General features: G+C 32.7%; 8 protein-coding genes. 1 reads left to right on the top strand and 7 read right to left on the bottom strand.

Going from position 1 to position 15,842, the window contains the following annotated elements; translation table 11 throughout:
- Positions 1–5: 5 nt before the first annotated feature.
- The 7 genes from ABD859_RS08280 to ABD859_RS08250 form a co-directional block, all read right to left on the bottom strand.
- Entirely contained in the window at positions 6–1,430 is a 1,425-nt protein-coding gene (locus tag ABD859_RS08280) for a glycoside hydrolase family 30 protein (RefSeq protein ID WP_345142779.1), read from the bottom strand.
- A gap of 2 nt (positions 1,431–1,432) precedes the next feature.
- A complete protein-coding gene (locus tag ABD859_RS08275) occupies positions 1,433–2,272 on the bottom strand; it encodes an endonuclease/exonuclease/phosphatase family protein (RefSeq protein WP_345142775.1) in 840 nt (279 codons plus the stop codon).
- Between the two features lie 144 nt (positions 2,273–2,416).
- Positions 2,417–4,678: a glycoside hydrolase family 3 N-terminal domain-containing protein gene (locus ABD859_RS08270; RefSeq protein ID WP_345142772.1), complete on the bottom strand. Its 2,262-nt coding sequence runs from the start codon at positions 4,676–4,678 to the stop codon at positions 2,417–2,419.
- A 34-nt stretch (positions 4,679–4,712) separates the two neighbouring features.
- Positions 4,713–6,179 (bottom strand): glycoside hydrolase family 30 protein, encoded by a 1,467-nt coding sequence (locus ABD859_RS08265; RefSeq protein ID WP_345142769.1) that lies wholly within the window; start codon positions 6,177–6,179, stop codon positions 4,713–4,715.
- 33 nt (positions 6,180–6,212) lie between these two features.
- Positions 6,213–7,673, bottom strand: coding sequence for a glycoside hydrolase family 30 protein (locus tag ABD859_RS08260; RefSeq protein WP_345142766.1), 1,461 nt, complete (start codon positions 7,671–7,673; stop codon positions 6,213–6,215).
- 206 nt (positions 7,674–7,879) lie between these two features.
- Complete coding sequence (locus ABD859_RS08255; RefSeq protein ID WP_345142763.1) at positions 7,880–9,430, bottom strand: RagB/SusD family nutrient uptake outer membrane protein; 1,551 nt, start codon at positions 9,428–9,430, stop codon at positions 7,880–7,882.
- Positions 9,431–9,448: 18 nt separating this feature from the next.
- Positions 9,449–12,598 (bottom strand): SusC/RagA family TonB-linked outer membrane protein, encoded by a 3,150-nt coding sequence (locus tag ABD859_RS08250; RefSeq protein WP_345142760.1) that lies wholly within the window; start codon positions 12,596–12,598, stop codon positions 9,449–9,451.
- A 344-nt stretch (positions 12,599–12,942) separates the two neighbouring features.
- Between ABD859_RS08250 and ABD859_RS08245 the strand changes: the two genes are divergently transcribed.
- Entirely contained in the window at positions 12,943–15,825 is a 2,883-nt protein-coding gene (locus ABD859_RS08245; RefSeq protein WP_345142757.1) for a helix-turn-helix and ligand-binding sensor domain-containing protein, read from the top strand.
- Positions 15,826–15,842: the final 17 nt, after the last annotated feature.

Below are 15,842 nucleotides of genomic sequence, written 5' to 3'. Positions count from 1 at the left end.
TTTGATTACCAAACATAAGTGGCTACGGCACCTGCGTTTAGTGAAGTTGAAATTTGTTTTTGATTGTATTTTATATTGAATGTTTCTGCTGAAGCTCCATCATTTTCTACAATCAGAACAATTTTTCCTAACGGAGTTCTGAAAGAAATATTGTGTAAATTTCCTACAATATCACTTCCAATTCTTACAGAACCTTCCGGAACGAATTTAGAAGCGTGTCCAATGATATAATATCCTACTTCTCTTTTTATATTCTGATTTTGATCTATCATTAAGGCACCTTTACACGTTGAGCATCCGCCCGGTGTAAAAGGTTTGTAGTATTCATCGTTTGCTAATCCCCACGAAAGAGCATTTTTACTCCAGTTACGCATTGAACCAATTACCACATTTTTTACACTCCACTTTAAATCGTTTTCAAAACTGCTTTTTGATCCTGTATATTGCTCTGTAAAATACAAATCTTTATTTGGAAATTCATTATGAACCGTCGTTAAGGCGCTAATATCGCCTTCATACAAATGAAAAGCTGATCCCGCTACAAAAGGATTTGCTTTGCTGTCTCTTAAAATCGTTAAAGGATATTCTGGTTTATTGCAGTTATGATCGTAAACAATAATTTTTGTTTTTATTCCTGCCGCTTTAAATGTCGGTCCTAAATGATTTCCAACAAAATCTGCCTGTTGTTCTGCCAGCATTAATAAACTTGGATTATTACCCGGATGCAATGGTTCGTTTTGAGGCGTAATTGCATCGATGACAATTCCGTGCGATTTCATTGCCTGAATGTATTTTACAAAATACTGCGCATATACTGCATAGTATTTAGGCTGTAAGCTTCCTCCTTTTGAACTTCCGTTGTCTTTCATCCAAACCGGAGGCGACCATGGAGAACCCATTATTTTAATATTCGGATTTATTTTTAAAATATCCTGTAAAACCGGAATTACATCATTTAAATCCGGTCCTAAATTGAAATGTTCTAATTTTAAATCCGTTTGCCCTTCCGGCATATCATCATACGAAAAAACTTTTTCATTCAAATCAGATGCACCAATACTAATTCGAAGATAACTTAAACCAATTGCGTCATCATTTCTGGAAAATAGTTCCTGAAGCAGAGCTTCTTTTTTAGCTTTATCCAGTTTCATAATCGCCTGAACACTTCCTCCTGTTAAAGAAAATCCAAAACCTTCTATGGTTTGAAATTTTTGAGAAGGATCTACCTCAATGGTTTGGTTTGAATTAGTTTCTGATGTAAAAACTAAATCCGCTTGTTTTTTTAGTTTTGAAGTTTCATCTGTTGTGGTAATCCATGATTCTGCTTTTCCAGAACTGGACGCCATACTTTTTGAAGATCCGCATTTTATCTGCACTGCAATAAGAGGCAGTAAAAGTAAGATTTGAAGTTTTTTGTTAATGTTTAGCATTTTTAATCTATTTCAATTAAAACAGGCAAATGATCCGACGGATATTTTAAATCTTTAGAATCACTCAGCACTGCATGTTTTTGAACTGTAAGTCCGCTGTTTTTGGAAATAAAAATATAATCCAATAACAATGTAACAGGTTCGTTATGTTTAAAATCATTGAATGTTCCTGATGGTCCAAATGTTTTTTCTTTTGACACATCTTTGGTATCATCCATTACTTTTTTTATTTCAGCAATTTGAGCTGTTTCTGGTTCCGAGTTAAAATCTCCCATTAAAAAAGCAGGATAATTTTTTGTATCTAGTTCTTTCATTTTTGAAAGAGCCAGTTGAACGCCTTTTACTCTCGCCACTTCACCCATGTGATCCAAATGCAGATTAAAGACGTAAAATGTTTTTTTTGTTTTTAAATCTTTAAAAAGACCATAAGTACAAACTCGGTTACAAGTTGCATCCCATCCTCTTGAAACTACATTTGGTGTTTCTGACAGCCAAAAAGTATTAGAATCTAATACCTTAAAACGGTCTTTTTTATAATAAATCGTACAGGCTTCGCCTAATCCTCCTTCTTCTCTTCCAATTCCAAATTTGTTGTAATTTGATAAAGCCAATGCAATGTCTGTTACCTGACCAGGCGTTGCTTCCTGAACGCCAAAAATATCCGGACTGTAAAATTGTATTTGAGAAGTAAAATAATCTTTTCGGTTTGGCCATGCATTTTCTCCGTCAGAAGCAACATCTAAACGAATATTATAGGTCATAATTTTTAAACTTTGACCATAAAATGAACCGCTCACCAAAAGGAGCATTACTACCAGAACAATTGAATTTATCTTTTTCATCTTTAAAAAAATTTAATCCGTAAAGCTAATGTTTCCAAAATCTTAAAGAAAAAAACTTATTTAAAAGTTATGTTAATTAAAGCTGCATTTCATACTTATTAACTTAAACCTGTAAAATCATAAAACTTTACAGGTTTAGGTAATTTATTTCAATAGAAAGTCCTTTTTCTGATCTCCAATTTGAATTGTAAAAGTTCCTTTTTCAGAAATCCATTTTAGATCTTCATTTACAAATTGCAGATCTTTTTGGTTTAAAGTAAATTTTACAGTTTTAGTTTCATTTGGCTTTAAATCGATTTTTTCAAATCTTTTTAATGCTTTAACCTCAGGGGTTATTGAAGCAAAATTGTCTGACAAATACAATAAAACAGATTCTTTACCTTGCACTTTTCCAGTGTTGGAAATATCTACCGAAACATTAATTTCGTCTGTTTTATTGATTTCTGTTTTGTCAATTTTTAAATTAGAATAACTAAAAGTGGTATATGACAACCCTGTTCCAAACTCAAATTGAGGCAGGTAACTTTTCTCATACTTAGCGTCGTTATTTTGTTCGCCTTCAGAAATACTTTCGGTATATTTTCTATTGTATTTTTCTAATGAGTTAGGATATCTTGGATAATTATATGGCAGTCTTCCGCTTGGATTTACATCGCCATACAAAATATCAACTAATGCTCTTGCTCCTTCATTTCCCGGAAGATAGCATTGAACAACAGCGTTCATTTTGTCTTCAAAATTGCTTATTAATCTTGGTCTTCCTTCATTTAAAACCAAAATAATCGGCTTATTTAGTTTTGCTAAAGCCAAAGCCAGTTTTATTTGAGAAGCACTCATGTAAAGATCGCTGATGTCTCCAGGAGTTTCTGTGTAGTTTTTTTCTCCTAAACATAAAACAATTTTAGAAGCGCTTTTTGCTAATTCTACTGCTTTTTGAATTTCGGCATCATCTTCTTTTTCAAGATCTGCGCCGGCAGTATATAATACATTTTCTTTGCCTAATTTATTTTGAAATGCTTCTAAAATGGTGAATTTATCAGCTGCATAGGTATCTGAGTTTTCACCCTGCCAAGTGTATGACCAGCCTCCGTTAAGGTATTTCATACTGTTGGCTGTTGCACCTGTAACTAATATTTTCTCGGTTTTATTTAATGGTAAAACAGCGTTATTATTTTTCAATAATGTAATTGATTCTGCAGCTGTATTATATGCTTCCTGAATATGTTCCTGAGAACCAAATTTTGGATAATCTTTTAAATCAGCTACAGTAGTTTGAAATAAATTTAATTCATATTTCATCCTTAAAATTCGTGTTACAGCATCATCAATTCTAGACATTGGAACTTCACCTTTTTTTACTAAATCAACTAAATCAGTGTAAAAAGAAAATTCTTCCGGAACCATGCTCATGTCGATTCCTGCCATAACAGCAATGCGCACAGCATCTCTTTTTGTTTCTGCAACTTTATGTCTGGTGTTCAGATAAATAATGTCTTTCCAGTCTGTTACTACAACTCCCGAAAAACCAAGTTCTTTTTTAAGTATATCTGTAATTAAATGTTTACTGGCATGAACCGGCGTTCCGTTAATTTCTCCTGAACTCACCATAACACCTTTTGCACCAGCTTTTATTGCTGCCTGATATATTGTTAAATCGTATTGTCTTAAAATACGTTCAGGGATAATACTTGGCGTTCTGTCTTTTCCTGTAGTTGTGCTTCCGTAACCTATATAATGTTTCATACAAGATGCAACACTGTATTTAGACCCTACATTATTTCCCTCAAAACCGTCAACTAAAGCAACAGCCATTTTTGAAGATAAATAGGCATCTTCTCCAAAAGATTCCCACATTCTTGACCAGGCTGGATTTCTTGGAAAATCTAAATCTGGTGAGAATATCCATGGAATTGAAGAAGCTCTGGTTTCATAAGCCGAAATTTCTGCTCCGCGTTTTACTAATTCTGTATTAAATGTCGCTGCTAAACCTATTTGCTGCGGAAAAAATGTAGCTCCTGCTGTATAACTTGCTCCATGAATTGCATCTATACCGTACAAAACTGGAATTTTAAGTCTTGTTTTATTTGCCTCATTGGCAATTGCAGTCATGGTTTCCTGCCATCTTTTAGTTGTTGGCGCTCCGGGATTTGGAACATTTAATATTGATCCAATATGATAATCCTGAATTCCTTGTTTTAATTTAACAGCATCAAAATAACCTGGCTTTTTAGTGTCTTCAAAATTGGTTACTGTAATTTGGGTCATTTGTCCCACTTTTTCTTCAAGTGTCATTTTTGACAATAATTCAGAAACTTTAGCGTCTATTTCTGCTTTATTTTTTACCTGCTGACTCCATGCTGCTCCACAAAAAAGAAACATAAGTGCAAAAAACTTTATATTTTTCATTTTATGATTTTAAAATTAATATAAAATAGAAATCTTAATAAACCAGCGTTTGCATTGCATGTGCCGGTATTGAAATTGTATGTTTTTGAGAATCAAAAGTGATCGTGTATATCACATTTTTTTCTGACTGATTCATTACTATTGTTGCAATTTTTCCATCGGTATTTTTAAACGAAGTACTCAAAAGTTTATCGTTGCTTACAGTTTCTTTTATTCTTTTAGCATCTGGGCGAATAAATTTTGAAAAATGACCAATATAATAATACATTGGAGTATAAATTAACTCTCCGGAATTTGTATCGGCATGAATGGGAGCAAAACAAAAATTACCAACATGATTTGGTCCTCCATTTTGATCTAAAAGAATATTCCAGTCTGTCCAGCCAACTGTTCCGTTATTGAAATCATTAATCATATTGATTCCGTAACGTTCTGCATTGCCCCAAAACTGATATTTATTTGAATCAAATTTTTCGATACAGCCTTCTGTAAAAATTAAATTTTTGTTTGGAAAATTTTCATGAACCCAGCCCACTGATTCAAATTTTGGAGTTCCTCCGTTCCATGTTTCATACCAGTGAAAACCAATTCCCCAAGCATATTTTGAAACATCTGGATCTGAAAACACTAATTGTGCTCTTTTTTCGAGCATATCACCTCGGTTATGATCCCAGATAATTACATTTTTAGAGCTAAGTCCTTCCTTTTCTAAGGTTGGTCCTAAAAAGTTTTTAAGAAAATCTCTTTCGGCTTCTGGAGTATAAATACATGATTCCCATCGTTGTGTTGCCATTGGTTCATTTTGAATCGTTAATCCCCAAATTGGAATTCCTTCTTTTTCGTATTCTTTTATAAATCTGGCATAATAATTTGCCCACGATTGTGCAAACTCTGGCAATAAAACGCCGCCGTGTAAAATATCATTATTGCTTTTCATGAAAGCTGGGGGACTCCAAGGACTAACAAATAATGTTAATTTTCCGCCGGCATTTTGAATTGCTTTTTTAAGTAATGGAATTCTAAATTTTCTATCGTGATCGATATTAAACGTTTTTAAATCTTTATCACCTTCACTAATATAAGTATAACTTTCACTGCTAAAATCACAGCTATGAATATTTGTTCTTGCCAGAGAATATCCAATTCCTTTATTTTTATCATAATAGGCCGTTAGAAATTCCTGCTGTTTTTTTGCCGGTAATTTTGCAAAAACTTCGGCACTTGCATCGGTTATAGCGCCTCCAATTCCAAGAAAAGTCTGGAAAGTTTTAGCTTTATCTATCTCGATAAAAACAGTTGGGCTGTCTGTTGAAGATTCATTTAAAATCAAATTATTTGAAAGCGATAATTTTAAATTTGAATTTTCGGCAGTTGTGTAAACTTCAATTTTTTTATTTGAATAAGACGAAATATTTTTTGAAGTTCCCGTTTGTTTTGATGAAGAACATCCTAGCTGCGAAATAATTATCGAGGTTAGTAATATACTTTTTATAGGTTTCATGTGCTTTAAATAATAAAACTTGCAATACAGTAATTAATATACTAGTGTTTGTATAGCATGTGCAGGAATTTTGACAATTGTTTTTTCGGCAGCAATAATAAAATTGTATGTAATTTCATTATCGGTATTGTTCATTACAATTGTTGCCATTTTACCATCTGGATTTAAAAATGAAGTACTTTGTAAATAACTTCTGCTTACTGCGGAACTTACTCGAACTGCATTTGGACGAATGAATTTTGAAAAATGTCCGATATAATAATATGATGGTGTGTAAATTAGCTCACCAGTAGTAGTATCTGCATGAATTGGCGCAAAACAAAAATTTCCAACGTGATTTGGTCCTCCAAATTGGTCTAAAAGAATATTCCAATCTGTCCAGGCAACAGTTCCGTTATTAAAATCATTAATCATCGATGTTCCATAACGTTCTGCATTTGGCCAAAACTGATATTTTGCAGCATCAAATCTTTCAACACATCCTTCTGTAAACATTAATTTTTTATCCGGATATGCTTCGTGTACTCGGGCTACATTTTCAAACATTGGCTGTGCGCCTGTCCATGTTTCATACCAGTGAAAACCCAATCCCCAAACATATTTTGACGCTTCAGGATCTGAAAAAATTACATTTGCTCTCTGCACCATCAAATCTCTGTTATGATCCCAGGCAATGATTTTTACATCTCCAAGGCCTTCTTTTTTTAATGTTGGCCCTAAATAATTTTTAAGAAAATCTCTTTCTTCATCTGCTGTATATAAACAAGATTCCCAAGTTTGAGTTGCCATTGGTTCATTTTGTACCGATGTTCCCCAAATTGGAATTCCTTCTTTGTTATATGCTTTTATAAATTTGGCATAAAAATTTGCCCAAGGCTGAAAATATTCGGGAAGTAATTTTCCGCCTTTAAGTACACTTTGATTACTTTTCATAAAAGCGTTTGGCGACCAAGGCGTAGCATAGGTAACTAATTTTCCGCCTGCCGTTTTTATTGCTTCTTTGATTAATGGAATTCGGTATTTTCGATCATGATCTATAGAAAAAGTTTTTAATTCTTTATCTCCTTCTTCGATGTAAGAATAGCTTGCACTGCTAAAATCAGAACTCTGAATCGTTGTTCTTAGCAATGAATAACCAATTCCTTTTTGTGCATCGTAATAAGCATTTAAAAATTCGGCTTGTTTTTCTTTAGATAATTTTGCGAAAATTTCAGCGCTTGCATCTGTAACAGCGCCACCAATTCCCATAAAAGTTTGAAATTGTTTTGAAGGTTCTACAAAAACTGATATTTCAGTTTCTATAGGTTGTTTTGAAGCTGTAAAGCTTAAATTGTCTGTTGCAGTTAGTTTTAAATTAGTATTAGCTGCTGTAGTGTAAACTGTTATTTTTTTGTTGGCTGTTGTAAATTTCTGTAACTGTTTTTGATTCTTTTGAGAGAAAACAGATAAAGAAAAACATAAACAAGTGGTAATAATAAACGTAATTTTTTTCATTGTATATGTTTTTTTAGGTAGTAGACTTTTGAGTTTTAGGCATCACTATTTAAAAAATAGCCCATAATCAAAAAGAATATGGGCTATTCTGACAACCAAACTTAAACTTAAACTTAACTCAAATTATATTAACAAGTGAGCTTGTTGAAGGTTAGATTATTCCGATTAATCTATCATTCGGCTCAAATATTAACGTATTTATTTTTTTAATAATTTTGATTTTGAACCATTTTAGTGTTGTTAAACTCACTATAAGGAATTGGGAATACTTCATTTTTATTTGCAGTAAATCCTTTAAAAGCAAGTTTTGCTGCCGCCTGACCTGTTCTTACTAAGTCAAACCAACGGTGTCCTTCTCCTGCAAGCTCTAATCTTCTTTCTTCATAAATTGCATTTAATGAAACTGGTACTGGTGCTAAACCAACTCTGTCTCTTACAGCGTCAAGTAATGCTTGTGCTCTTGCTCCTGTTCCTCCTAAAGCTTCTGCTTCTAATAAGTAAGTATCTGCTAAACGAATTACATAGGTGTTAATACCAAAGTTTAAGAAAGGGTTTGCCGCTTTAATATCATCATTAACTGGTGCATATTTTATAAAATGGTATCCTGTCTCGTTGTAACTGTCAGTATACGTTATAAGCCTAGTTGGATCAGGTTTGTCAAGTGGAATACTAGTATTACCTCTTAAAACACCTGTATTAATTATAGTAGAAGCGAAACGAGGATCACCTTGCATTGCAGTAACCAATTGTGTACTAACAACACAAAAGCCCCATCCATTAATATAATCTGGTAGTAGTGCTGCAATTCCAACCTCTGTTCTATGATAATCTCTAATACCCATTAATTGAGCAGCTACGTTACCTTCGTCATCACCTCTTTCAAAGTTACCCCAATCAGCATTTGATTTATCTGAGTAGCTGATTTCAAGAATAGATTCGCTGTTAAACTCATGTTTTTTATCCCATAATTCAGCAAAATCTTCCATTAGTTTGTAACCAAAACTACTAGTACCGCCTGGTGTACCATTTACTAAAGCTAACTGTGCCGCAGCTTCAGTTTTTTTATTGTCATACAAATAAACTTTTCCTAAAAGTGCTGTTGCAGCACCTTTTGTCAAACGGCCTAATTCATTAGCTGGTAATGTCATTGGCAAATTTGGGATTGCTTCGTTTAAATCTTTTTCAATTTGAGCATAAACATCTGCTGGTGCAGCCTGCATAACCAAAGGAATTTCTTCTTTTGTTAATGGTGTCAGGATTAATGGAATATTTTTAAACATTCTTACAAGGTCAAAATAGTAATAAGCACGTAAAGCTTTTACTTCTGCCATGAATCTTGCTTTTTTAGTTTCATCCATAGGAATTCCAGGAAGCTTAACTACCATAATGTTACATCTTGCAACTCCTTTGTAATAATCTGCCCAGATTGCCGGCGGAATGTTAGTTGGAGTAATAGAATAATTTGATGCTACCTGAAGTCCTGGCTGGTCACCTGCTCCTCCACCTCCTGCATAAAAATCATCTGATGCAGAATTTAAAAATAACAAAGGTGCATTCTCCATAGCTCCGGCGTATTTGCCCAATTTATCATAAGCAGCTACTAAACCAGAATAAGCTTCTGTTTCATTTCTGTAAAAATCTTGTTCTAGTACTACCCCATCACCTTTTACTTCCAACTTTTCATCTGTATCGCACGATGCAAGTGCCAATAACACTCCAAAAGCGATAAATGATTGTTTAAAACTTATAAGTTTCATAATATTTTATTTTTTTAATTAAAATTGCAAATTAACTCCTAACATGTACGATTTTGCCTGAGGATAATATCCTCTGTCAACACCTTGTACGTTGTTCATTCCAGCTGTAGTAGGCCCTCCAATTTCAGGATCAAAACCAGTATACTTAGTAATTGTAAATAAGTTTTCTCCAGTTAAGTACAATCTTACTTTTGTTAATGAAATACTGTTTATCCACTCTTGTGGGAATGAATAACCAAACTGAATTGTTTTGAATCTGAAGAAATCACCTTTCTGTAAATTAAAATCAGATGGATTTGTAAAGTTTTTGTTAGTATCGTCAACAGTAACTCTAGGATAAGAATTTGTTGATCCTGGTCCTGTCCAACGACCTAAAACTTCTGTTTGGTAGTTCGCATTTGTAATATCTAATCTTCGTAATCCCTGATAAATCATGTTTCCGCCAGCTCCTTGACCAAAAACTAATAAATCAAATCCTTTGTAGTCTAAGTTTAAAGTTAAACCGTAAGTAAATTTAGGTAATGAAGTTCCTAAGAAATCTCTATCGTTACCATCAATTTTACCATCTCCGTTTAAATCCTGCCAACGGAAATCTCCTGGTTTTGCGTTTGGCTGAATTACTGTACCAGATGCATTTTTATAATTGTCGATATCTGCCTGTGTTTGGAAAATACCGTTTGTTTTAAATCCGTAAAATGAGTTATAAGCCTGACCAACCTGAGTTCTGTTGATTTCATAAGAAGTTGATTGTACTGTTTCATCTCCCGCAATAAAATTCACCCCTTTATCAATATAAGTGATTTCATTTTTGATATAAGAGAAGTTTCCGTTTACAGAAAGATTCAATGCACCAATTTTTTTGCGGTAACCTAATTCAATATCAACACCTCTGTTTTCCATATCTGCTAAGTTGGCATAAGTATCACCACTTGCTCCAACATATCCAGGAATTGGCACTTTCATTAAGATACCTGATGTTTTTTTGTTAAATAAGTCAACGCTTAAGTTAAAGTCATGGAAAAGTGTACTTTCAAAACCAATGTTTGCTTGTTTTGTTTCTTCCCATTTTAAATCAGGGTTAGGAATAGCGTTAGGGCTTTGTCCTGGTACTGGTGTTCCTCCAATAGTGTAATTTCTTTTGTTACCAATAGTAGAAAGGTATAAGAAATCAGGAGAAGAGTCATTTCCTGTTACACCATAACCTCCTCTAATTTTTAAGTTAGTTACAACGTTATTTTCTTTCCAGAAACCTTCTTTAGATGGTACCCATCCAAGAGATACAGAAGGGAAAGTCCCGTATTTGTGGTTTGGTCCAAATCTTGTAGAACCATCACGACGAATAATACCAGTAAAAATATATTTCTCTTTATAATCGTAGTTTAATCTTGAGAATAAAGACTCTACTCTGTGCTCAACTGCTGTTGAATTGTAAGCATTTACAAATTTATCAGACAATGGAATATCAACATTGAAAGAAGCTTCAGCGTGAGTTGTTGCAGGAACACCTTGGTAAGTAGCATCGTTACCTGATGTAATACCATCTACATAAGTACCTTTACCAATTAAGATACTGAAATTGTGATCACCAAGTTTTTTAGTATAGTTTAAAGTATTTTCCCAGTTCCAGCTAAATGATTTTTTGTATGATCTGAACAACTCATTTTTATCTCTTTTTGTAGCTCCGTTTAAGTAGTACACTGGAGTAAAGTTATCAGAACCATAATACGCTAATTTTGCACCAGCAGAAGATTTAAATTTTAAACCTGGTAATAATTCAGCTTCAATAAAAACGTTACCAACAAAATTTTCAGCAAAATCATTATTTCCTAATCTTGTCTGTGTATATGCTAATGGGTTTGTGTTTTCCTGAGTTACAATAGTAGAAATACCATAGTAATTTCCATTTGCATCTTTTAATGTATTTGGGTTAGCGTAAATTGAACCCGGACCAGTTTTAGAAGGATCTTTTTCAATAACCGGAGTCAATGGATCTAAGTTAATTGCAGATGCCAATGGACCTCCAAATTCGTCATTTGTATTACCAATTCCAATAGTTTTTTCATTAGAATATCCTAAAGTCTGACCAATTTTAACAAATTTTCCAATTTTATGATTAGAGTTTAATCGGATATTTTTTCTTGTATAATTAGAGATATCAGTAGTAACAATACCTTCCTGATCTGTAATACCAAAAGACATATAGAATGTAGAAACATCATTACCTCCGCTGAAACTTAATTCGTGTGAAGTACGCTGTGCATGGTTGTTAAAAATAGCATCCTGCCAGTTTGTACCTTTACCATAGTTTATAGGCTGACCACTTCCGTCTAAAGTTGGAAACAATGGTGCTTTACCTCCGTTAGTATATGCTTCATTCATGATTGTAACATATTGAGAAGCATCTAACAAATCGATTTTCTTTGCAGCTTGAGATGTTCCTGCAAATCCAGTGTAGTTTACAGAAATTTTTCCTGCTTTACCTTTTTTAGTAGTAACAATGATAACCCCTGCCGCTGCACGAGAACCGTAAATAGCTCCAGAAGCACCGTCTTTTAAAACCTCGATAGATTCAATATCTGATTGATTCAAATATCCTATACCGCCGTTGTCTACAACAACACCATCAACAACCCATAGAGGATCATTATTGTTTAAAGTAGTAAATCCACGAATCCTGATTGTCGAAGCAGAGCCTGGCTGACCTGCATTAGCTGCAATAGAAACCCCAGAAACTCTACCTTGTAAAGACTGCTCAATTCTGGTAATTGGCAGATTTTCTAAATCTTTTCCTTTTACACTAGAAATTGCACCAGTAACTACGCTTTTCTTTTGAACACCATATCCAACAACTACAACTTCATTTAAGTTTTGAGATTCTGGCAGAAGTTTTACAGCTATTTTGTTTCTTCCATTTACTGCTTCCTGAACAGTAACGTATCCAACAAAACTAATTGTTAAAGTTCCATTAGAAGGAACATTGATTTGAAATTTTCCATCAAAGTCAGAAGCAGTAGCTTTATTAGTTCCTTTAATTAAAACTGTTGCTCCCGGGACGGGCATTCCACTTTCATCGTTAATAGTTCCCGTTACCGTAACATCCTGAGCCATTGCGATAACTGAAAACAATAGAGATGAAATACAAAAGATAAGTAATTTTGTTAATTTCATTTTTCTAAAAATTTTGGTTAATTAATTAGTAATTTGATGCAATAATAAAGTTAAATTTTTACTATTGGTAATTAAAATTCATTACAAAAACACATCAAACTAAATTTTAATACATTACAAAAACACATCATTTTTTTTATAAAAAACTGATTTTTAAATATTTAAATAAAAAATAATGGATGTTATTAAAATGTTAATTATAAAAATAAACACTACATTTATTGAAAAACAATTATTTTAGCTTTTATTGAAAAAAATCAAGAAAAATCATGGATTAGAAACTTCATTATTCATCATTAAATCAAAAAATAAAACATTACCTATAAAAATATACCACTAAAATTATGAAATTCATAAAATCATTTTTCTTAAATTTTGTAGTAATAAGCTTACCCTTGGTTATGCTTGGGCAAGTGAAAAATATTGGTTTACCTCAAATAAAAAATTATAAACGAACAGAATATAAAGGAGGAACACAAAACTGGAATATTGATCAGGATAAAAATGGAAATATCTATTTTGCAAACAACAGTGGACTGATTCAATTTGACGGATCGACATGGCACAAATATTCACTGCCAACCGGAACAGCAATTCGAAGTGTAAAAATTGATTCTTTAGGAAGAATATTTGTTGGAGGAAATGATGAATTTGGATATTTCAAAAGTGACTCAAAAGGTGTATTAAAATATCATTCTCTTTCAAAACTGATTGACAAAAAAGCTAATAAAAACATCAACCTGATCTGGAGAATACATATATATAAAGGAGAAGTAATATTTCAATCGTTTACTAAAGTTTTTTTCTATAAAAACAATAAATTAAGATTTATAAACGCTCCAAATAAATTTCAGTTTTCATTTCTTGTCAATAACAAACTATACTTTCAGGATAAAGTTTTAGGAATTCTTGAGTATAAAAACCAAAAATTAACTGCCTTAAAAGGTTCGAATATTTTTAATGATAAAGAAATATGGGCTGTATTTCCTCTCCCAAATAACAAACTCCTAATGGCAACATTAGAAAAAGGATTATTTGTTACGGATGGAAAATCTGTTTCGCCATGGAATACTGAAGCTAACGAATTCATCAAAAAAAACACATCACTTGGCGGCTGTATAATAAAAAACAAGTTTATAGTTCTAAATTCGGTTTTAAACGGATTTATTGTCTGCGATTTAAACGGAAAGATAATCCAGCATCTTAATCGTCAAAAAGGTCTTCAAAACAACACCATTCTAACGTCATTTGTAGATAGCAAAAACAACTTATGGCTTGGACTTGATAATGGTATCACATTTGTAAACGAAAATTCACCTTTTACTTTTTTTGACTACAGTTATAATATCGGAACAGTTTACTCATCAGTTATTTACAACGGAAATTTATATGTTGCCACAAATCAGGGATTATTTTACCATCCATGGACCAAACCTTTTAAAGACGAACCTTTTAATAAAGTTGAAGGAACTATAGCACAAGCCTGGAATGTTCAGGTAATAAATAACACTTTATTGTGCGCCAGCAACAGCGGTGCTTTAGTTATTGATCATAACAGAGTATCTAAAGTGTTGGATACGAAAGGATATTTTGGTTTTAAACCCATTCCTAACCACGAAAATTATGTAATTGGTGAAAGTTACAATGGTTTTTCAATATTTAAAAAGGGAGCAAATGGAATGGAATTCGTAAACCAAGTTGAAGGATTTGACGAAACTACCAATACATTTGAAATAGCAATGGATGCCAATTATTTATGGCTGAAGAAAGATCCTTACTTATATCAAATGGTACTTTCTGACGATTTAAAACGATTCGATTATATTAAAAAACACAGTCAAATTTCATCTAAATATAAAGGAATTGGAAGTTTGCAATATGTAAATAAAAAAATATATTTTCAGGTTAAAAATCATTTTTACAGATTTTCTCAGGAACAGGAATCCTTTTTTGAAGACACAAAAATCAGCTCATTATTTAAGGATATCCCTCCTATAAAAACATTAATAGAAGATTCATCTGGAAATTTATGGTATTCATATAACGAATCATTGGGTGTATTAACGAAAAACTACAATGGCAGTTTTACCAAAAACCAAGCACCCTTTTCGAACCTTACAGGTAATCTTGTAAACAATTATATTTCCATAAATACAATTGATCCAAGTAATATATTTATTGGGCTAACCGATGGATTAACACATTATGACTCAAAAATTTCTAATTCATTTATTACAAAACCAAAAGCTTTTATTGAAAGTTTTTCTTTTCCAGAAGACACTATTCTAATAGGAAATCTAAACAACACTGCAGAAAAAGAATTCTCTCTGCCATACAGTTCCAACCACGTAAAGTTCACATTTTCATCTCCAACTTATGAAAATCAGGAAAACGTAATGTATTCGTATAAGTTAGAACCGTTTGATGATAATTGGAGAAATTGGTCAACTCTTGCTATAAAAGAATACACTAATTTAAGAGAAGGCAGTTATAAAATGAAAATAAGGGCAAAAAACAGTTACGGAATAGTTTCGGACATCAGCCAGGTAAATTTTACCATTTCACCTCCATGGTACCGTCATTTTCTAGCATATCTATTATATTCTGTTTTGTTTTTAGCCGGAATTTATATTACATCAAACCGAATTCAGTCAAAAATTAGAAAAACAAAATACTACGAAACAATAGAACAAAGAAGATTATATCTTGAAAAAGAATCGAAAATCAGACATGAACAGCACGAACTAGAAAAAGAAATCGAAAAGCTAAAAAATGATAAGCTTCAAATAAAAATCCTGGCAAAGGATAAAGAACTTGTGAATAATTCTCTTCAGGTTGTAAAGAAAAACAAGGTTTTAAATGGAATTATTCACAAACTAAAAGATATTGATACTAATATTCTGGATGATACAACAAAATTCGAATTTAACAAACTGCATAAGAGCATCGTAAAAGAAGTTAATACGGACAAAAGCTGGAAAGATCTCGAAAAACACATCAAGAATGTTCACTTTGAATTTTTGAAGCGTTTAAAAGAAAAATATCCAACTATTTCGCCGCGTGAACTTGATTTATCAACCTATTTGTTAATGAATATGTCTACAAAAGAAATTGCCGAAATCATGAATATTTCCGGCGGCGGTGTAGAACTTGCGCGCTATAGGCTAAGAAAAAAATTAGGCTTGAATAAGAAAGAAAACCTAATTGGCTTTTTAATGAGTATATAAAAAAAATATCCGACTTG

Origin of the sequence: Flavobacterium ginsengiterrae, assembly GCF_039539785.1 — a bacterium.
Lineage (GTDB): Bacteria > Bacteroidota > Bacteroidia > Flavobacteriales > Flavobacteriaceae > Flavobacterium > Flavobacterium ginsengiterrae.
The sequence above is the reverse complement of the archived record's forward strand: the minus strand, read 5'-3'. Positions and strand labels throughout refer to the sequence as shown.

Excerpts from the sequence above, each read along its gene's own strand:
- ABD859_RS08275 (WP_345142775.1), bottom strand. The coding sequence starts at position 2,272 with ATGAAAAAGATAAATTCAATTGTTCTGGTAGTAATGCTCCTTTTGGTG.
- ABD859_RS08280 (WP_345142779.1), bottom strand. The coding sequence starts at position 1,430 with ATGCTAAACATTAACAAAAAACTTCAAATCTTACTTTTACTGCCTCTT.
- ABD859_RS08245 (WP_345142757.1), top strand. The coding sequence starts at position 12,943 with ATGAAATTCATAAAATCATTTTTCTTAAATTTTGTAGTAATAAGCTTA.
- ABD859_RS08270 (WP_345142772.1), bottom strand. The coding sequence starts at position 4,678 with ATGAAAAATATAAAGTTTTTTGCACTTATGTTTCTTTTTTGTGGAGCA.
- ABD859_RS08250 (WP_345142760.1), bottom strand. The coding sequence starts at position 12,598 with ATGAAATTAACAAAATTACTTATCTTTTGTATTTCATCTCTATTGTTT.
- ABD859_RS08255 (WP_345142763.1), bottom strand. The coding sequence starts at position 9,430 with ATGAAACTTATAAGTTTTAAACAATCATTTATCGCTTTTGGAGTGTTA.
- ABD859_RS08260 (WP_345142766.1), bottom strand. The coding sequence starts at position 7,673 with ATGAAAAAAATTACGTTTATTATTACCACTTGTTTATGTTTTTCTTTA.
- ABD859_RS08265 (WP_345142769.1), bottom strand. The coding sequence starts at position 6,179 with ATGAAACCTATAAAAAGTATATTACTAACCTCGATAATTATTTCGCAG.